Origin of the sequence: Agrococcus jejuensis (assembly GCF_007679035.1) — a bacterium.
In the GTDB taxonomy this organism is placed as follows: Bacteria; Actinomycetota; Actinomycetes; order Actinomycetales; family Microbacteriaceae; genus Agrococcus; species Agrococcus jejuensis_A.
The window spans coordinates 672,541-692,395 of record NZ_VEFR01000002.1 but is presented as its reverse complement, the minus strand read 5'-3'; the positions used below and the strand labels follow the sequence as shown (position 1 = coordinate 692,395).

9 protein-coding genes are annotated in these 19,855 nt (G+C 73.3%); 8 read left to right on the top strand and 1 reads right to left on the bottom strand.

Features of this window, described 5'->3' with window-relative positions; translation table 11 throughout:
• Positions 1 to 278: 278 nt before the first annotated feature.
• The 7 genes from FS793_RS10100 (at position 279) to FS793_RS10070 (ending at position 9,472) form a co-directional block, all read left to right on the top strand.
• Complete coding sequence (locus FS793_RS10100; protein ID WP_144720346.1) at positions 279 to 1,448, top strand: RtcB family protein; 1,170 nt, start codon at positions 279 to 281, stop codon at positions 1,446 to 1,448.
• Positions 1,449 to 1,541: 93 nt separating this feature from the next.
• Positions 1,542 to 1,892: a nuclear transport factor 2 family protein gene (locus tag FS793_RS10095; protein WP_144720345.1), complete on the top strand. Its 351-nt coding sequence runs from the start codon at positions 1,542 to 1,544 to the stop codon at positions 1,890 to 1,892.
• A gap of 212 nt (positions 1,893 to 2,104) precedes the next feature.
• A complete protein-coding gene (mgrA, locus tag FS793_RS10090; protein WP_144720344.1) occupies positions 2,105 to 3,181 on the top strand; it encodes an L-glyceraldehyde 3-phosphate reductase in 1,077 nt (358 codons plus the stop codon).
• Between the two features lie 98 nt (positions 3,182 to 3,279).
• On the top strand, positions 3,280 to 4,797 hold the full coding sequence (locus FS793_RS10085; protein ID WP_144720343.1) for a serine/threonine-protein kinase: 1,518 nt from the start codon (positions 3,280 to 3,282) through the stop codon (positions 4,795 to 4,797).
• 101 nt (positions 4,798 to 4,898) lie between these two features.
• Positions 4,899 to 6,245, top strand: coding sequence for a serine/threonine-protein kinase (locus tag FS793_RS10080; RefSeq protein ID WP_144720342.1), 1,347 nt, complete (start codon positions 4,899 to 4,901; stop codon positions 6,243 to 6,245).
• Between the two features lie 111 nt (positions 6,246 to 6,356).
• Positions 6,357 to 8,195, top strand: a complete 1,839-nt coding sequence (nhaA, locus tag FS793_RS10075; RefSeq protein ID WP_144720341.1) for a Na+/H+ antiporter NhaA — start codon at positions 6,357 to 6,359, stop codon at positions 8,193 to 8,195.
• A 104-nt stretch (positions 8,196 to 8,299) separates the two neighbouring features.
• On the top strand, positions 8,300 to 9,472 hold the full coding sequence (locus FS793_RS10070) for a MalY/PatB family protein (RefSeq protein WP_144720340.1): 1,173 nt from the start codon (positions 8,300 to 8,302) through the stop codon (positions 9,470 to 9,472).
• A gap of 39 nt (positions 9,473 to 9,511) precedes the next feature.
• Here the strand turns inward: FS793_RS10070 and FS793_RS10065 are convergent, their stop codons facing one another.
• The gene (locus FS793_RS10065; RefSeq protein ID WP_144720339.1) at positions 9,512 to 11,200 is read right to left on the bottom strand and encodes an FAD-dependent oxidoreductase; all 1,689 of its coding nucleotides are present in this window, start codon (positions 11,198 to 11,200) and stop codon (positions 9,512 to 9,514) included.
• A 202-nt stretch (positions 11,201 to 11,402) separates the two neighbouring features.
• Here FS793_RS10065 and FS793_RS10060 point away from each other — a divergent pair, with 202 nt between their 5' ends.
• The gene (locus FS793_RS10060) at positions 11,403 to 19,814 is read left to right on the top strand and encodes an SdrD B-like domain-containing protein (RefSeq protein WP_144720338.1); all 8,412 of its coding nucleotides are present in this window, start codon (positions 11,403 to 11,405) and stop codon (positions 19,812 to 19,814) included.
• Positions 19,815 to 19,855 lie beyond the last annotated feature (41 nt).

Sequence of the window (19,855 nt, the reverse complement as noted above, 5' to 3'; positions counted from 1 at the left end):
TCGCAAGGCTGCGCACCGTGCGCGGCTGCACACGGCATTCGCTGCAGAGGGATCCGACCATGCTCACGAGGACGCTGTCCTTGGACTCGGCCAAGCGCTCCCAGCGCTTCGGTCGACTTGAGTCGACCCCTTCGGCGCCGGACGCCGAGCGATAGCACCCATCGCTCCACGCCCCGCACCGAGAGGTCCGGGGCTTCCTCGCACATCCACGTGATGCGTGCGAGCGGTCCCGAACCGCTTCGCACGAACGCCGCACATCACGAGGAAACCAAGGAACCATGGAGAAGCTCACGAACCGCCTGCTGTCGTGGGCGAGCCTCATCGAGGAGAACACCCTCGACCAGGCCCGCACCGCGTCGAGCATGCCGTTCATCTACCCGCACCTGGCGCTCATGCCGGATGCGCACCTCGGCAGGGGTGCCACGGTCGGATCCGTCATCCCGACGCTCGGGGCCATCGTGCCCGCGGCCGTCGGCGTCGACATCGGCTGCGGCATGATCGCCGTGCGCACCCAGCTCGTGCGCGACGACCTCGTCGGTCGCGACCTGGCGGAGCTGCGCTCGCAGATCGAGCGCAGCATCCCGCTGTCGGCGGGCCACGACAACCGCACGATCCGGCACACGGCCGAGCCGCGGATCACGGAGCTCGAGGCGCTCGCCGAGCAGGCGGGCTTCGACCCGGCGTCGTACGCGGGCAGGTGGCGTGAGCAGCTCGGGTCGCTCGGCAGCGGCAACCACTTCATCGAGGTCTCGGTCGACGAGACCGACAGGGTCTGGATGTTCCTGCACTCGGGCTCGAGGGGCGTCGGCAACAAGATCGCGCAGCACCACATCAAGGCCGCCCAGCGGCTCGCGAAGCAGTGGTGGATCGACCTGCCCGACCCCGACCTCGCGTACCTCGTCGAGGGCACGCCGGAGTTCACGAGGTACATCCGCGAGCTGCGCTGGGCGCAGCGGTTCGCGCTCCTCAACCGCGAGGAGATGATGGACCGCGTCGCCGACCAGCTCGGCAGGTTCATGGGGGTGCCGATCGACGAGCTCGAGCGGATCAACTGCCACCACAACTTCACCGAGTCGGAGCAGCACTTCGGCAAGCGCGTGTGGGTGTCGAGGAAGGGCGCCATCCAGGCCGACGCCGGTCGGATGGGGCTCATCCCGGGCTCGATGGGCACGGCGTCGTACGTGGTCGAGGGCCTCGGCAACCCGCTGTCGCTGCACTCGGCGCCGCACGGTGCCGGGCGCACGCGGTCGCGAGCGGCGGCGAGGCGCGAGTTCACGCGCGAGCAGCTGCAGGAGGCGATGGTGGGCATCGAGTACCGCGACACCGACGCGTTCATCGACGAGATCCCGCAGGCGTACAAGCCGATCGACCAGGTCATGGCCGACGCTGCTGACCTCGTGCGGGTGCGGCACACGCTGCGCCAGCTCGTGAACGTGAAGGGCGACTGACGCGTCACCCCTGCCGACGGGGCATCGTCGGGCTCGTGAGATGCGAGCCCGCACGGTGCCCCGTCGCTACGCTCGCAGCAGGAGGTCGATGCGATGACGCGGGCCGAGGACTTCGTGGAGCGCTACGTCGACGCGTGGCTCACCGAGGACGACGACGTCGTGCGCGCAGCGTTCGCGCCCGATGCGATCTACCGGGGCTACCCCTCCGACGACGAGCCGGCGATCGGCATCGACGCGATCGTGCGGATGTGGCACGAGGAGGCGGACGCGCCGGGCTCGTGGTCGTTCGACTGGCACATCGTGGCCGAGGAGGGCGACGTCGCGGTGATCCAGGGCGTCACGGCGTACGCCGAGGGCTCGACGTACGACAACCTCTGGGTCGTGCGGCTGGATGCGTTCGGCCGCGCATGCGACTTCACCGAGTGGTACGTGCGCCGCGACTGAAGAGTTGAGGTGTTCGGCCCGATGTGACCTCGCATCGGGCCGAAGTCCTCAGCTCCGAGGGGTGACGCGGAGGGTGGCGGCGCGCGACGCCGCCGACACGACCGAGCCGACGATCGACGGGGAGCGGGCGCCGTGCGTCGCCGTGCCCTCGACGATGCCGTTCCGCTCGCAGCGGATCCAGGCCCTGGGATGCCCCCGCTAGCGTGGGGAGGGTGAGCGACGACGCCCCCCGCTGGAATCCCGAGACCTTCGAGCTGCACCGCCCCTACACGGCGGCGCCCGACCGCTACGCGGTCGACCGATACCGCCAGGTCGGCACGTCCGGCCTCTACCTGCCGGCGATCTCGCTGGGCCTGTGGTGGAACTTCGGCGACAACATCCCGTTCGACGACCAGCGGGCGCTGCTGCGCCACGCGTTCGATCGCGGCATCACGCACTTCGACCTCGCGAACAACTACGGCCCGCCTCCCGGCACCGCCGAGACGAACTTCGGCCGCATGCTGCGCGAGGACCTCGGTCGCTACCGCGACGAGCTCATCATCTCGTCGAAGGCGGGCTACCCCATGTGGCCGGGCCCCTACGGCTCGTGGGGCTCGCGCAAGTACATCCTCGCGAGCGCCGAGCAGTCGCTGACCCGCATGGGCATCGACCACGTCGACGTGTTCTACTCGCACCGCGCCGACCCGGTGACGCCGCTCGAGGAGACCATCGGCGCGCTCGACGCGCTCGTGCGCCAGGGCAAGGCGCTCTACGTGGGCATCTCGTCGTACTCGGCCGAGCGCACGGCCGAGGCGCACGCGATCGCCGAGCGTCTCGGCACGCCCCTCGTCATCCACCAGCCCGCGTACTCGATGCTCAACCGCTGGGTCGAGGACGGGCTCACGGATGCGCTGCGCTCGGCGGGCATGGGCGCGATCGCGTTCACGCCGCTCGCGCAGGGCCTGCTGACCGGCAAGTACCTCGGCGACGGCACGGCCGAGCGGCGCATGCAGCGCGGCTCGCTGTCGTCGAAGCCGCTGCCCGACGAGACCGTCGCGATCCTCAACGCGGTGAACGACCTCGCGAAGGAGCGCGGGCAGTCCCTCGCGCAGCTCGCGCTGCAGTGGGTGCTGCGCGACGACGTCGTGACGTCGGCGCTCATCGGCGCCTCGCGTCCCGAGCAGATCGACGAGAACCTCGCGGCGCTCGACGCTCCGGCCCTCACGGCCGAGGAGCTCACGCGCATCGACGAGGCCGTCGAGGGCGTCGACGTGGGCCTGAAGGTCTGGCAGGACTCGGCGAACCGCTAGCCCCGGCCATGCCGCATCCGGCGGGCGCGCGCAACCATGCGCGCGCCCGCCGTTCGCGTCCCTAGGCTCGTCGGCGGGGCGAGGAGGAGAGTCGAGGCATGCACGTGGACGACGACGAGCACCCGCTCGCGCCCGGAGCGCTGCTCGCAGGCCGGTACCGGGTCGGCGAGCGGATCGGCTCGGGCGGCACTGCGAGCGTCTTCCGCGCCCGCGACGAGCTGCTGGGCCGCGACGTCGCGCTGAAGGCGGTCACGCGCGGGTCCTCCGACCCCGCAGCCCACGAGCGCGAGCGCACCGAGGTCGAGCTGCTCGCGCGTCTGAGCCACCGCGCGCTCGTCACCGTCTTCGACGCCGTGTCGGCGCGCATCGACGGCCACGACTCGATCGTCGTCGTCATGGAGCTCGTCGACGGGCCCACGCTGTCGCAGCGCCGGTCGGAGGGGCCGATCGCCGACGCGGAGCTGCTGCGCATGGCCCGCGACCTCGCCGAGGCGCTCGCGGTCGTGCACGCCGCCGGCATCGTGCACCGCGACGTGAAGCCGTCGAACATCCTGCTGGCGCCGTCGCCGCTCGCCGAGCACGACTTCGACGCGCGGCTCGCCGACTTCGGCATCGCGTCGGTCGACGGTGGTGGAGACCTGACGGCGACCGGTGCCGTGCTCGGCACGGCGGCGTACCTGAGCCCCGAGCAGGCGGTCGGAGGCGACGTCGGCCCCGCCGCAGACGTGTACGCGCTCGGCCTGGTGCTGCTGGAGACGATCACCGGCGAGCGGGAGTTCCCCGGCCCCGCGATCGAGGCGCTCACGGCGCGCATGCTGCGCGACCCCGTCATCCCGCCCACCATGGACGAGCGGTGGGCGTGGCTGCTCCGCGGCATGACGGCGCGCGAGCCGGCGGATCGTCCGACGACCGACGAGCTGCGCGTGCTGCTCGCCGACCTCGAGGGCACGCCCGTGCACGTCGTGGCCCAGGCGGGCTCCGACGTCGCGACGGTTGCGCTGGCTGCCGCACCGAGCACCGCGAACGCCGCCGCGGACGACGAGTCGGAGGTCGACGGGCGCACCGCGCTGCTGCCCGCGGTCGGCGCCGGCGCGCTTGCCGCTGGGGTGGCGGGCGCCGCTGCGACCGACACGGCGACCGCGCCCATGGCCGTCGCGGATGCCGGCCACGACGCCGACGTCGAGCACCTGCCGGCACGCCGTCGCCGCCGCACCGCGGTGATCGCGACCGCGGCCGTCGTGCTCGTCGCCGCCGCGATCGGTGCAGGCGCGCTCGCGATCCAGGGCCTCGGCGACGAGGAGGCGGCACCGTCGGCACCGGCCGAGGAGGCGGACAGCACGACGCCGAGCCCCACGCCGTCGACGTCGCCGAGCCCGACGGCGCCCACGACGAGCGAGCCCGCTCCGTCGCCGTCCGAGACCGCGCCCGAGACCAGCGCACCTGCCTCGTCGGAGCCTGCACCGCAGCCGAGCGCGCCGCCCACGCAGGAGCAGCCGACCCCGGTCGACCCGGTGCCGGTCGACCCGGTGCCGTCGGACCCGGTGCCGTCGGATCCGGTGCCCAGCGACCCGGTCCCGAGCGATCCCGCGCCGAGCGTCCCCGTGCCGACTCCCTAGGCGACGCGTCCCGGCGCCCACGGCCCGCCGAGCGATGCACGCGGTGCGGTGGGGCGCAACCCTCCTCGTCGGCCGTCGCCGAGGGATACGCTCGCGAGGTCATGGTCGAGGAGCTCCACGCGCCGACGCTCGAGGTCGGGTCGCTGATCGCGGGTCGCTACCGCGTGGGCGCGATGCTCGGCGCGGGCGGGATGGCCAGCGTGCACCGCGCCCGCGACGAGGTGCTCGGCCGCGACGTCGCGATGAAGGTGCTCGCGCACGCCGACGAGGATCCGGTCGCACGGCAGCGCGAGCGCGCCGAGATCGACATGCTCGCCGCGCTGAGCCACCGGGCGCTCGTCACGGTCTTCGATGCCGCGACCGTGCGCCTCGCGGGCGGCATGAGCACGATCATCGTGATGGAGCTCGTCGACGGCCCCACGCTCGCCGAGCGCCGCAGGGATGCTCCCATCGCAGACGCGGATCTCGCGCGGCTGGCGGTGGACGTCGCCGAGGCGCTCATCGTGGTCCACGCGCGGGGGATCGTGCACCGCGACGTGAAGCCGTCGAACATCCTGCTCGCGCCTTCGCCGCTCGCCGGGCGCGAGTTCGACGCGCGGCTCGCCGACTTCGGCATCGCGACGCTCGAGGGCGGATCGCGCCTCACCGCGACGGGCGCCGTGCTCGGCACCGCCGCCTACCTGAGTCCCGAGCAGGCGATGGGCGGCGACGTGACGCCGGCCGCCGACGTGTACTCGCTGGGTCTCGTGCTGCTGGAGGCCATCACCGGCACGCGGGAGTTCCCCGGGCCGGTGCTCGAGGCGCTGACGGCACGGATGCTGCGCGATCCCGTGATCCCCGACGCGATGCATCCGCGCTGGGCGGGGCTCCTCGCCGCCATGACGGCGCGCGAGGCAGCGGATCGACCGACGCCCGAGCGGGTGCACGAGCTGGCGCTCGGCCTCGTCGCCGAGCGCGTGCCGACGTGGTCGGACGAGGTCGCGGCCACCCTGCCCATGCCGACGCCCGCGCTCGCGACCGACGGGGCCACGCGGTCGACGGCCGCGGCGACCGTGCCCCTCGCGGCGGCGACCGCCACTCGCGTGCAGCGCCGTCGACCGCGTCGCGTCGTGGTCGGCATCGTGGCGGCCGCGGTCGGGGTCGCCGCCATCGTGCTGGCGGCGGTCGCGCTGCAGCCGACCACCGCATCGACGCCGCCTGCCGAGGTCGCAGAGGTCTCCGAGCCCGCGGTCGATCCGTCGCCGACCGAGCCGACGGCGCCGACCGAGCCGACCGTCGCCGACCCGGTCACCCCGACCGAGGTGGCGCCGAGCGCTGCCCCCGTGCCGGCTCCTGCCGTCGACCCCGGCACCGGGAACAGCGGCACCGGCAACAACGGCAACGGCAACGGCAACGGCAATGGGAACGGGAACGGCGGCACCGGCAACAACGGCAACGGCAACGGCTGAGCCGAGCCCTCGCAGAGCCCCTCTCCGTGGGAAGCCGTTCCGCGGCCCCCGCGTTCGCTAGTGCCGACGGGTACCGTGCAAGCACGGGCGGATGCGGCGAGAGGCTGGGGCATGGCGCGAGGGGTCGGATGGGCGCAGGCCGTCATCGACAGGCTGCGGACGGAGTCGGGCAGCGCGCTGCTGCTGGTGGCCGTGGCGCTCGTCGCGCTCGCGTGGGCGAACTCGCCGTGGTCGCAGTCGTACGTCGACCTGTGGCACACGCAGGCGGCGGTGACGATCGGCGACTTCTCGATCGACCTGAGCCTGCACCACTGGGTCAACGACGGCCTCATGGTGATCTTCTTCTTCCTCATCGGCCTCGAGGTGCGCGAGGAGCTCGCCGTCGGCACGCTGCGCGATCGCAGGCGAGCGCTCGTGCCGCTCGTCGCCGGTCTCGCCGGCGTCGCCCTGCCCGCCGCGATCTACCTGCTCATCGCCGGCCGTGAGGCCGCCGACGGCTGGGGCGTCGTCATCGGCACCGACACGGCGTTCCTGCTCGGGGCGCTCGCGCTCGTCGGACCGCGGATGTCCGCCCAGCTGCGCGTCTTCCTGCTCACCCTCACCGTCGTCGACGACTTCCTGGCCGTCGCGATCATCGGCGTCTTCTACACCGACGACGTGCAGCTCATGCCCCTCGGCATCGCCGTCGTGAGCCTCGCGCTGCTGTACTGGCTCGGTCGCGCGAGGCAGTGGCGGTCGAGCCCGTACGTCGCGGTCATCGTCGTGCTGTGGGCGGCGACGCTGCTGTCCGGCATCCATCCCTCGCTCGCGGGCATGGCTGCGGGCCTGCTGGTGCCCGCCGCTGCGACCGCGCGCGGCGACGTGGTCGCCGCCAAGCACCTCTTCCGCGACTACTGGCAATCGCCGGATGCCAGCGTCGCCCGCTCGGTCTCGCGAGGGCTCGCCCGATCGATCTCGGTGAACCAGCGTCTGCACGAGGTGCTGCGCGGTCCGGTCTCGCTCGTGATCGTGCCGATCTTCGCGCTCGCGAACGCGGGCGTCGACCTGCGCGGCGGCGTGCTCGGCGAGGCGCTCATGAGCCCCGTGACGTGGGGCGTCGTCGCCGGCCTCGTGCTCGGCAAGCTCGGCGGCATCGCGCTCGGCGCATGGGCAGCGGTCCGTGCGGGACTCGGGCGACTGCCCGACGGCGTCGGGCCCGGCAGCGTCGCCGGGGGAGCCGCGCTCTCGGGCATCGGCTTCACGATGTCGTTGCTCATCATCTCCCTCGCCTTCGAGGGAGCGACCGCCGATGCCGCGACCGTGGGCGTGCTCATCGCGCTCGTGCTGTCGTGGGCGATGGGATGGGTCGTCTTCCGCGTCGCGCGCACGAAGCTCGGCGAGACGGAGGCCGACCTGCCCTCGACGCTCGAGCCCGCCTTCGACCCCGAGCTCGACCACACGCGCGGCACCGAGGGAGCGCAGCTGACCGTCGTGGAGTACCTCGACTTCGAGTGCCCGTTCTGCGCCCGCGCGACGGGCATGTGGAAGGACATCCGCGAGCACTTCGGCGACCGCATCCGATACGTCGTGCGCCATCTGCCGCTCGACGACGTGCACCCGCATGCGCGTGGAGCCGCGATCGCGGCCGAGGCCGCGGCCCGGCAGGACCGATTCTGTGAGATGCACGACGTGCTGTTCGCGAATCAGTCGGCGCTCGAGGCCGACGACCTGCGCCGCCATGCCGAGCAGATCGGCCTCGACCTCGACCGCTACGACGAGGACGTCGCCGATCCGGCGACCGCTCGGCTCGTCGAGAAGCACGTGCGCAGCGCGCGCGACAGCGGCGCACGCGGCACCCCCACGTTCTTCATCAACGGCACGCGCCATCGCGGCCCGCACGACGGCCGCACGATGATCGCGGCGATCGAGGCCAAGGAGGCGGCGCTCGCGTCGGCCCGTCGTCGGTCGTAGGCGTCCGCGGCAACGTTGAGCCCCGTGACGCGGCGGGGTGCGACGGCCGCGGAGCGATGCGACGGTGGAGGCATGGCATCCATCGACCGGGCCGGGCGCTGCGCATGGTGAGCGACTGTCCGACGCATCCCTTCGACCTGCGCACGCGCGCGACGCTCGCGCGACCGTCGAGCCGCAAGTGGAGCCTCCACGAGGGCACGATCGGGGCGTGGGTCGCCGAGATGGACTTCGGCACCGCGCCGGTCGTGCAGGCTGCGCTGCAGCGGGCGATCGCCGACGAGGTGCTCGGCTACCTCGCGCCGTCGGTCGCGGCCGACATGGGCGAGGCGACGGCGGCGTGGATGCGAGCGCGGCACGGCTGGACGATCGACCCCGCACGCGTGCACCCCGTGTCCGACGTCATGGCGGCGCTGCGCGTCGCCGTCGACGAGTACTCGCCGGCAGGATCTGCCGTCATCGTGCCGACGCCCGCCTACATGCCGTTCCTCACGTACCTGCCGACGCTCGGGCGCGAGGTCGTGGAGGTGCCGGGCGTCGTCGTCGACGGCCGCTGGCAGCACGACCTCGACGCGATCGACGCGGCCTTCGCCGCCGGGGCGGGCACGCTCGTGCTCTGCAACCCGCACAACCCGACCGGCACGGTGCTGACCCGCGACGAGCTGCTCGCGATCGCCGAGGTCGTCGAGCGGCACGGCGGTCGCGTCTTCGCCGACGAGATCCACGCCGACGTGCGCTTCGGCGACGCCGTGCACGTGCCGTACGCATCGGTGTCGGATGCTGCGGCAGCGCATGCGATCACCGGCACGAGCGCATCGAAGGCGTTCAACGTGCCCGGTCTCAAGGCGGCGCAGCTCATCACGTCGAACGCGGTCGACGAGCAGCGCTACGGCCGCTTCGGCTTCTCGGTCGTGCACGGGGCGTCGACGCTCGGCGTCGTCGCCGCGACGGCGGCCTACGCGGGCGGCGCCGACTGGCTCGACGGCACCCTCGACTACCTCGACGCCAATCGCCGGGTGCTCGCCGACCTCGTCGCCGAGCACCTGCCGGGCGTCGCGCACCGCTCGCCCGAGGCGACCTACCTCGCATGGCTCGACGCATCCGCCCTCGGGCTCGACGACCCGGCGACGTACTTCCGCGAGCGTGCAGGCGTCGCCCTCACCGACGGCGCGCTGTGCGGTGCGGGCGCCGAGGGGCACGTGCGGCTCGTGTTCGCGACGCCGAGGCCGATCCTCGAGGAGGCGGTCGCGGCGATGGGTGCCGCGCTGGCGACCCGCTGACGGCGCGTCCGGATCCGGGAGCCGGCCGCGCTGGCGAGCTCAGTCGACGAGCTGCAGCGCTCGCGGGCGCGCGAGCTCCGCGTGCACGAGCGGCAGCGCCGAGGCACCCTCGCCGGCGGCGGAGGCGACGCGCTTCATCGAGCCGGCGCGCACGTCCCCGACGGCGAAGATGCCGCGCACCGTCGTCTCGAGGCTCGCGGGCGGCAGGCCGTCGACCCACGTGTCCTTGGGCACGTCGCGGCCCGTGAGCACGAAGCCGTGCGCGTCGCAGGCGATGCCGTCGGGCAGCCACCCGCATGCGGGCTCGGCGCCGAGCATGCAGCACAGGCCGTCGGCGGGCAGCGTCTCGCGCTCGCCGGTGTCGAGGTCCTCGAGCGTCAGCCGCTCGAGGTGCGCATCCCCGCCGCCGTCGACGACGCGCGTGCGGCAGCGCACGTGCACGGTGGGCGTCGCCGAGATCTCGCGGATCAGGTAGTCCGACATGGTCTCCGACAGGTCGCCGCGACGTGCGACGAGCGTGACCGAGCGGGCGAACTTCGCGAGGTGCACCGCCGCCTGCCCGGCCGAGTTGCCGGCGCCGACCACGAAGACGTCGCGATCCTGCATCTCGCGGGCCATGGTCGTCGCCGAGCCGTAGGTGACGCCGTTGCCCACGTGCTCGTCGACGCCGGCCACGTCGAGGCGGCGGTACTGCACGCCCGTCGCCAGGATCACCGTGCGCGCGCACATCTGCGCACCGTCGACGAAGACGTGGTGGTGCTCGGGCTCGTCCGCCGGTCCCCGCTCGATGCGGATCGCCTCGCGGCCCGTGTAGAAGCGGGCGCCGAAGCGCGACGCCTGGATGCGCGAGCGCTGCGCGAGCCGCATGCCCGAGATGCCGCGCGGGAAGCCGAGGTAGTTGCGGATCATCGACGACGATCCGGCCTGCCCGCCGATGGCGTCGCCCTCGAGCACGATCGTCGAGAGCCCCTCGGATGCGGCGTAGACCGCGGCGGCGAGGCCGGCCGGCCCCGCGCCGACGACGACGACGTCGGCGACCTCGCCGTCGGGGATCTCGTCGAACCCGCCGTACATCGCCTCGCTCACCTTCGCGGGCGTCGCATCCTGCAGCACCTGCCCCGTGAACGAGCGCACGAGCGGGAAGACGGGGTCGGGGCCCGCGAGCACGAGCATCTCGAGCGCCTCGGGGTCGTCGGGCGCGAGCGTGCGGTTGGGCATGCCGAGCCGGTCGAGCAGGTCGCGGATGGCGCCGACGCGGCGGTCGCCGGGCTCGGCGACGATGTCGGCCGATGACACGACGGGGCCGGCGACCGACCAGCCCCACTCCGAGAGCAGCTCGGTGAGCGCGATGTGGAACTCCTCGTCGCGCTTGCCGCGCGGCACGCCCACGAACGTGTCGATGTCGCGGCGCAGCATCGCGAGCCGCATCTCCTCGATGGCGTCGACGTACTCGCCGGGCACGAGCAGCGTGACGCGTCGGGCGGCCGGCGCCAGGTGCTGCGTGGCGCGCAGCAGCTCGAGGCCGGATGCGTCGGGCAGCGTGCGCTCGGCGCCGAGCATCGCGATGGCGGTGCCGGCGTCGAGCAGCTCGGCGAGGCGCGCGAGCGTCGTCGCCGCATCGGGCAGCATCTCGATGCGGTAGTCGCGGTCGTACCGGGCGCGGAACTCCCGCTCGATCGAGTCGGCGGCGTCGGAGGCGGCGAGGAGGATCGCCGGTCGCGTGTCCATGCGGCTCAGGATAGGGCGGCGCGGCGCGCTGCCCGTCACCCGGCGTCCCTCGATCGGGGGACGGATCGCGAGGAGCGCTTGCATCATCGTGTCCCCCGTATAGAGTGAGCGATGCTCGCGAAACTGTGAGCATGCGTCACTCCTTGCTGGCGCACGAACACCGCGGCGGCGTGGACGTCCGTGGACTGTCCTCGGAGACCCCATGCCCCGTCGCATCCTGCGCGCGCTCACCGCTGCCCTCGCGCTCTCGACGCTCGTCGTCGCGCCCCTCGTCGCACCCATCACCGCATCCGCGCCGCAGGCCGCGGCGGAGCCGACCGGCGCCATCGTCATCGGCGCCGACGCCGGCGTGCCGACCACGACGCTGTTCGGCGACCGGGTGGCCGTCACCTTCTCGGCGAGCAACGAGACGACGACGAACGCCTACAACCTCGCGTTCCGCGCCTTCCTGCCCGCCGGCACGCCGGTCGGCAGCGTCGCGACGGCGAGCGAGAACATGCCCGCGCCGACCGTCACCACGCTGCAGGACGGGCGCGTCATGGCCGTCTGGACGAACGTCGCCGACCTCGTCGCGGGCGCGACCGTCGCGCTCGACGTCACGTTCCTCGCACCGCCGGCCTTCACGATCGGCGACGACGTGCTCGTCGACCTCGCTGCCGCCGCTTCGACGAACCCGCGCAACCTCGCCGCCTTCACGGCGGCGGGCGCCCCCGACCTCGATGGCGAGACGGGCGCGAACACCGCATCCGGCACCACGGAGCTCGCGGCGTTCGAGGTGACGAAGTCCGAGCCGAGCGCGGAGGCCGAGCTGCTGCGGGGCGTGCAGGACCACGCGACCGTCTACACCCTCACGGTGCGCAACAACCTCGAGACCCCCACGTCGGGCGTCTCGATCGTCGATCACCTGCCCGCGGGCCTGGAGTTCCTCGGCTGCGGCGTGGTCGACGCCAGCCCTGCCGACACCGAGGAGTACCCGGGCGCTGGGCGCATCCCGACGATCACGGCCGACCGCTTCGCGAACCCCTGCGTCACGCCGACGAGCGTGACGACCGTCGAGGTCGACCCCGACGGCGCCGCCGGTCCGCTGTCGTTCGGCGTCTACACGCGCGTCGAGTGGTCGACCGCGACGCTCGCCGCCGCCGGCGTGCCCACGACCCTGCAGGCCCGCAGCGAGGTGCGCATCGACTACGCGGCCGCCGTGCCCCTGCGCCAGAACGCCATGCCGGCCCCCGAGGTCTCGACGGCCAACCTGGGCAACAACACGGGCGCGCTGACGACCGACGAGCAGTCGCTCGTGAACCACGTCGCCGTCACCGGCACGACGCTCGGCGCCGCGCGCACCGTGACGACGACGCACGAGGTCGTCGCCGAGGACGTGTCGATCCACAAGTCGGTGCAGCAGGCCACGTCGCAGCAGGGCGCCTCGAGCACGTGGACCCTGCTCGTCGAGTCGAGCGAGTACGCGACGGCGACCGGCGAGATCACGGTCGTGGACACCATCCCCACCTCCCTCGACTTCACGGGCAGCGCGACGCCGCACACCGTGGAGGTCGTCGACGGCCACGAGGTCGTCACCTGGGTGCTTCCCGGATTCGCCGACCGCAACGGCACGCAGACCATCTCGTACACGACGACGACGCGCACCGACTACCTCGGCGCCGGTCCCGTGTCGGCGGCCGACTCGTGGACCAACGACGTGACCCTGTCGACGACGGCCACGGTCATCACCGCGAACGACGGCTCCACCTCGCAGCTCGAGATCGTCGACGCGTCGGCCGCGGGCCAGACCACCGGCCTCGTGACCCTCAGCAAGGACGTCGCGAACGCGCCGGCGGCCGGCGCGACGCTCGACTGCTCGGCCGTCGCCGACGCGGACTGGTCGAGCCAGACGGCCACCGGGGCCTTCACGGTCGGCGACCGCGTGTGCTGGCGGATCACGGCGGTCTTCCCGGCAGAGCTCGACACGCTCGACGTCGTCGTCACCGACTTCCTGCCGGCAGGCTTCACCTACGCCGCCGGCGATGCGACCTACCCGGGCACGGTGCAGCCCGGTGCGCAGCCGACGGTCGACGGACAGACGATCACCTGGAACCTCGGCACCGTGGATGCCGCCGCGACGAGCCGCACGTTCGTCGCCATCATCCCGACGACCGTCACGGATGCCACGGCCCGGCAGTCCGGCGACCTGACCTCCAACCTCGCGAAGCTCTCGTACCGCAACACGTCCGGCGACGTCCTGCAGCTGCGCGACGACGCGACCGCGGTCTTCCAGGCGCCGAGCCTGACGATCGACAAGTCGCTCGTCCCGGGCGCCTCGTCGACGGTGCGCGGCGGCGACGTCGTGCCGTACCGCGTGACGGTCGCGAACCCGAGCGCCGTCCCGGTCGAGGACGTGGCCGTGACCGACGTGCTGCCCGCGGGCATCGCACCCGCCGACGTGACGAACCCCGGCACGGCGACGGTGTCGACGAACGGCGCGGGCCGCACCGTGCTCGCGTGGCCGCTCTTCACGCTGGCAGCAGGCGCCACTGCGACCTTCGACTACTCGGTGACGGTGCCCAGCACCTTCGCGCCGAGCGCGGCGCTCAGGAACGTCGCGACGCTCGACCGGTTCGTCGTCGTCTCGAACCAGGGCACCGAGACGCCGTACACGCCCGGCACCACGAGCGACGAGACGGTGCGCATCGTGGCGCCCACGGTCGTGAAGTCGCAGACGACCTCGATCGCCGAGGCCGGCAACGCCGCGGCCAACCAGGCCACGATCGGCGAGACGGTCTCGTACGTCGTCACCGCGACGATCCCGGCAGGCACGACGCTGCCCGCCGGCTCGCTGCGCGACACGCTGCCGACGGGGCTGCAGATCACGGGCGCGCCGACCGCGACCCTGAACGGCGGCGCCCTGCCGCAGGGCTGGCAGCTCACCACGTCGGGTCAGCTCGTGAGCATCACGCGCGACGCCCCCTACCTGAACGCGGCGGGCTCGGGAGACGACGTGCTGGAGGTCCGCATCTCCGCGCGCGTGACGGACGTCGCGGGCAACGCGCACGGCGTCAACCGATCGAACACGGCACAGCTGCTGTGGAACGGCGGCGGCACGGTCTCGTCCAACACGACGCGCGTGACGATCGTCGAGCCGCAGGTCACGATCGCCAAGGTCGTCGAGGGCGGCGCGCAGCGCGTGCAGCCCGGCGAGTCGATCGCCTACATCGTGAGCGTGGGCAACGCTGCCGGCCGCTCGGTCGCGCACCAGGTGCGCGTCGTCGACCAGATGCCGGTCGACATCACGCCGACCGACGCGAACGGCGCACCCGTCACCGAGGACCAGCAGCTGCCGAACGGCGGCATGTGGGACCAGGAGTCGCGCACGATCGCGTGGACCTTCGACACCGTGCAGCCGGGCCAACGCATCGACCTGCGCATCCCGGCCGTCGTCTCCGACCCGCTGACGAGCGGCTCGTCGCTGCGCAACGTCGCGAGCGTCACCTCGTCGACGACGCCGACGGGCACGCCCGGTCGTGAGACGGGCTCCACCGTGAGCGCCGGCAGCAACGTGTCGGTCAACGCCCCGCAGATCTCGCTGACGAAGTCGGTCGACCTCCCGCAGGCGACGATCGGCCAGAGCCTCGCGTACACGGTCGACGTGACGATCCCGGCGAGCACGCAGTCGTACGACGTCACCGTCGTCGACCAGCTCCCCGCCGGCATCGCCTTCGACGGCCTCGTGTCGTCGTCGATCCCGGTCACGACCATCGAGGGCGCGAACGGGCAGGTCGCCTTCGTCATCGGCGACGTGACGGCCCAGCCCGTCGAGCGGGTCGTGCGCATCGTCTACGCCGCGCACGTCACCGACGACCTGTCGTCCGGCGACGTCGTGGCGAACTCGGCCGTCGTGCGCTCGAACCTCGAGGATCGGGTGCAGGGCACGCCCACGACCGTCCCGACGTCGTCCGACGTCGTGACCGAGCCGGCGCGCGCGCAGACGACGATCGTCGAGCCCGTCCTGTCGATCGCGAAGGACGTCGCCCGGGGCGACGCCTGGGTCGCCGAGCGCCGCGCGGTGCCCGGAGAGCAGCTGACCTACCGGATCGTCGTGTCGAACACGGGCACGAGCCCGGCGTACGACGTCTCCATCACCGACGACGTCGTCGTCGCCGGCTCGCTCGGCGAGTACGCGATCGCGGGCGTCGACGGCGCGACCCTCGTCGACGGCGACCCGAGCGACGGCTCGCTCGAGTGGTTCGTCGCAGGCCCCATCCCCGCGGGCGGCAGCGTCACGCTGACCTACGCGTTCACCGTGCCGGCAGGCTGGGACGAGGAGCAGGAGGTCGACGGCGCCGAGATCGTGAACACGGCGGCAGCCGGCGGCTTCGGCCTGCCCGAGGCGACGCGCGAGGCAGAGCCCGAGCGCACCTATCCCGCGTACGACGCGGGCGAGGACGTCGTGGAGGTCGAGCTCGACCTCGCGTCGATCGGCGACACGCTCTGGTACGACGTCGATGGCGACGGCGCGATCGACGCGGGCGAGCCGCGACTGGCAGGCGTCCCGGTGACCGTGACCTACCTCGGCGCCGATGGGGTGCTGGGCGGTGGCGACGACGAGTCGCGCACCGTCACGACCGACGCGAACGGCGTCTACCTCGTGGAGCACCTGCCCGGCGGCGCCTACGTGGTGTCGGTGGATCGCTCGGCGCAGGCGATCGCAGGCTCCGGCCTCGTGCCGACCTCCGACGGTCCCGGTCAGTCCGGCGCCGCCGACGGCGTCTGGATCGGCTCGCTCGGCGAGGACGAGGCGCGACGCGACGTCGACCTCGCCTTCCGCGGCCTCGGCTCGCTCGGCGACCTCGTCTGGTTCGACCAGGACCGCGACGGCGTGCAGGACGTCGGCGAGGCCGGCATCCCCGACGTCGACGTGCGGGTCACGTGGCTCGGGCCCGACGGCACCGGCGCCCCCGTCGTGCAGGTCGTGACGACCGACGACGCCGGTCGCTGGCGCCTCGGCGCGCTCCCGTGGGGCGTCTACGACGTCCGCGTGGTGCCGGGCGACTCCCTCGGGTCGTACCAGCAGGTCTCGGCCGTCTCGAACGACGAGCTCGACCTCACGTCGAGCGCGACGCTCTCGGCGACCGCACCGTCGAACCTCGACCAGGACTTCGGCTTCGCGGGCGCAGGGTCGATCGGCGACCGCATCTGGCTCGACCAGGACGGCGACGGCGTGCAGGACGCCGGCGAGCCCGGACTCGTGGGCGTGACGGTCGAGCTGACCTTCACCGGTCGGACGGGCGAGGTCTCGACGTTCACGACGACGACGGGCGACGACGGCATCTACGGCTTCGCGAACCTGCCGGCCGGCGACTACGTCGTGCGCGTGACGGGCGCCCTGCCCGCGGGCGTGACGAACTCGTTCGACCCGGATGCCGCAGCGGGCGAGGACGGCGACTCCGTCGCGTCCGGCTCGCTCGGCGCCGGCCAGACGCTCGCGACGATCGACTTCGGCTACCGCGCCGACGTGCTCCTCGGCGACCGCGTGTGGCTCGACCTCGACGGCGACGGCGTGCAGGGGCCGGCCGAGCCCGGTCTCGAGGGCGTCACCGTGACGGCCACGGGCCCCAACGGCCTCGTCTTCACCACGACGACCGACGCCGACGGCGACTACCTCTTCACCGAGGTCGTCGAGGGCATCTGGACCGTCACGATCGGCGAGGGTCTGCCCGACGGCGTCACGCCCACCGCGGACTTCGACGGCACCGGCACGCCCGGCGTCTCGATCGTCGAGCTCGGCGCTGCCGGCTCGCTGCTGCAGGACTTCGGCTACCGCGGCTCGGCCTCGGTCGGCGACCTCGTGTGGCTCGACCTCGACGGCGACGGCGTGCAGGGCTCCGGCGAGCCCGGCCTCGCCGGCGTCACCGTCACGCTCACGATCGTGCGCGAGGGGCTCGAGGACGTCGTGCTCACGACGACGACCGACGCCCTCGGCGCCTACGCCTTCACGGGCCTCCCCGCCGGCACCGTGACCATCGCGGTCGACGCGGCGACGCTGCCTCCGGGCGTGACGTGGACGCACGACCTCGACGAGGACGCCGACGGCACGACCACGCTCGACCTCGCCACCGGCGACGCCCGCACCGACGTCGACTTCGGCGTTCGCGGCTCGGCCTCGCTCGGCGACCTCGTCTGGCTCGACCAGGACGGCGACGGCGAGCAGGGCGACGCCGAGCACGGCCTCGGCGGCGTGACCGTGGCGCTCGAGTGGGAGGGCGTCGACGGCGTCCTCGACTCGGCCGACGACGTCACGTTCACCACGACGACCGACGCCGACGGCGCCTACGGCTTCGCGAACCTGCCCGCGGGCGACTACCGCGTGCGCGTCGACGCATCGACGCTGCCTGGCGGCCTCGCCGCGACGTTCGACGAGGACGGTGGCCGCGATGGCGCCTCCCTCGCCGTGCTCGAGGAGGGCGACGAGCACACGACGGCCGACTTCGGCTACCGCGGTGCCGGCGTCGTCGGCGACCTCGTGTGGCTCGACCTCGACGGCGACGGCGCGCAGGGCGACCGCGAGCCTGGCGTGCCCGGGCAGCAGGTGGAGCTCACCTGGCTCGGTCGCGACGGCGCCTCCGGCGGCGACGACCTCGTGTTCACGACGACGACGGATGCGAACGGCGCGTACCGCTTCGAGGGGCTGCCCGACGGCGCGTACGTCGTGCGGGTCGTGGACGGCGTGACGGGCACGGCGACGAACGTCACCGACCCCGACGGCGACGGCGACTCCATCGCCGGGTTCGTGCTCGACGGCGAGGTGCGCGAGCGCCTCGACCTCGACTTCGGCTACCAGGGCGCCGGCGCGCTCGGCGACACCATCTGGTGGGACGACGACGCGGACGGCATCGACGAGGACGGCGAGCCGCGCCTCGTGGGCGTCTCGACCACGGTGACGTGGTTCGGTCCCGACGGTGAGCGCGGCACGGCCGACGACGTCGTGCTGCCGACGCTGCCGACGGACGCGGACGGCCGCTACCTGCTCACGGGCCTGCCGACCGGCACGTACGCGGTCGAGGTGGGCGAGGGCATCCCCGCCGGCCTGGCTCCGACGGTCGACGCGGGCGACAAGGTCGACCCCGACGGCTCGAGCATCGTGACGCTCGACGGCGGGACGGGCCTCGAGCGCCTCGACCAGGACTTCGGCTACGCCGGATCCGGCATCATCGGCGACCTCGTGTGGCTCGACCTGGACGGCGATGGCGTCCGCGACGCCGGCGAGCCCGGTCTCGAGGGCGTCGTCGTGACGATCGTCTGGGCCGGCCCCGACGGCGTCGCGGGCACCGAGGACGACCGCTCGTGGACGACCACGGTGGCGGACGACGGCTCCTACGAGGTCGGCGGGCTGCCCGCCGGCTCGTTCCAGGTGTCCCTCGCGGGCGTCCCCGCGGGCCTCGTCGCCTCGGCCGACCCCGACGGTGGCGAGCTCGGCTCGCTCGTCGAGCTCGAGCCCGGCGAGCAGGACCTCGGCCAGGACTTCGGCTTCGTGGGCGACGCGAGCGTCGGCGACACGATCTGGCTCGACGTGGATGGCGACGGCGTGCAGGGCGAGCGCGAGCCCGGCGTGGGCGGCGTCACGGTCACCGTGACCCTGCCCGGCGTCGACGGCATCTCCGGCACCGACGACGACCTCGTCGTCGAGGTCGAGACGGACGCCCTCGGGCAGTACGGCGTCGGCGGCCTGCCTGCCGGCCCCGTGGTCGTCGGCTACGACGCGACGACCCTGCCGGGCGGCACGGCTCCCTCGAGCGACCTCGACGGCGGCGATGCGACGGAGGCCTTCGCTCCCGTCGGCTCCGGCGAGGCGCGCGACGACGTCGACTTCGCGGTCGTCGGCACGCAGATGCTCTCGGGCGTCGTGTGGGTCGACGAGGACGGCGACGGCGTGCGCGACGCGGGCGAGCCCGGCATCCCCGACGTCACGGTGATCGTGGTCTGGGAGGGTCCGCTCGGCCCGATCGAGCTGACGGTCGTGACGGACGCCGATGGCGCGTGGACGCTGCCGAACGTGCCTGCTGGCGACTGGACGGTGCGCGTCGACCTCGACACCGTGCCGCCCCACCTCGTGGGCTCCACGCCCGCGGCGGTCGTCGTGCAGGTGCCGGTCGACGGCACCGGCTCGGTCGAGCACGGCCTCGTGCCCACGGGCGAGGTCGGCGACACCGTCTTCCACGACGAGGACCGCGACGGCGTGCAGGATGCCGGCGAGGCCGGCATCGGCGGCGTCACGGTGCGCCTCGTCGACGCGCAGGGTCGCGTCGTGGCGGAGACGGTCACGGATGCCGACGGCCGCTACCTCTTCGAGGACGTCGCCCCCGGCGAGTACGTCGTGCGCATCGACCTGTCGACGGTGCCCGAGGGCTACGAGGTGACGCAGGGCGGTGCCGAGCTGGCCGTCGTGGTCGGTCCCGGCGAGTCCGTGCTGACGGCGGACTTCCCGCTCGCGCTGCCGGTCGTGGTCGCTCCGGCGCCCGTGCCGCTGCCGCAGACGGGCGTCGAGCTGCCGCTCGCGCTGCTCGGCGGTGCGCTGCTGCTGCTCCTCGCGGGCGCGCTCCTCGTGCGCCGTCGTCGGTCGTAGCCCGACGCGACGAGGCGGGGCTCGGTCCGAGAGGGCCGAGC

Coding starts and splice junctions, on each gene's coding strand:
- FS793_RS10060 (WP_144720338.1), top strand. CDS start 11,403: ATGCCCCGTCGCATCCTGCGCGCGCTCACCGCTGCCCTCGCGCTCTCG.
- FS793_RS10070 (WP_144720340.1), top strand. CDS start 8,300: ATGGTGAGCGACTGTCCGACGCATCCCTTCGACCTGCGCACGCGCGCG.
- FS793_RS10085 (WP_144720343.1), top strand. CDS start 3,280: ATGCACGTGGACGACGACGAGCACCCGCTCGCGCCCGGAGCGCTGCTC.
- FS793_RS10065 (WP_144720339.1), bottom strand. CDS start 11,200: ATGGACACGCGACCGGCGATCCTCCTCGCCGCCTCCGACGCCGCCGAC.
- nhaA (WP_144720341.1), top strand. CDS start 6,357: ATGGCGCGAGGGGTCGGATGGGCGCAGGCCGTCATCGACAGGCTGCGG.
- FS793_RS10095 (WP_144720345.1), top strand. CDS start 1,542: ATGACGCGGGCCGAGGACTTCGTGGAGCGCTACGTCGACGCGTGGCTC.
- FS793_RS10080 (WP_144720342.1), top strand. CDS start 4,899: ATGGTCGAGGAGCTCCACGCGCCGACGCTCGAGGTCGGGTCGCTGATC.
- FS793_RS10100 (WP_144720346.1), top strand. CDS start 279: ATGGAGAAGCTCACGAACCGCCTGCTGTCGTGGGCGAGCCTCATCGAG.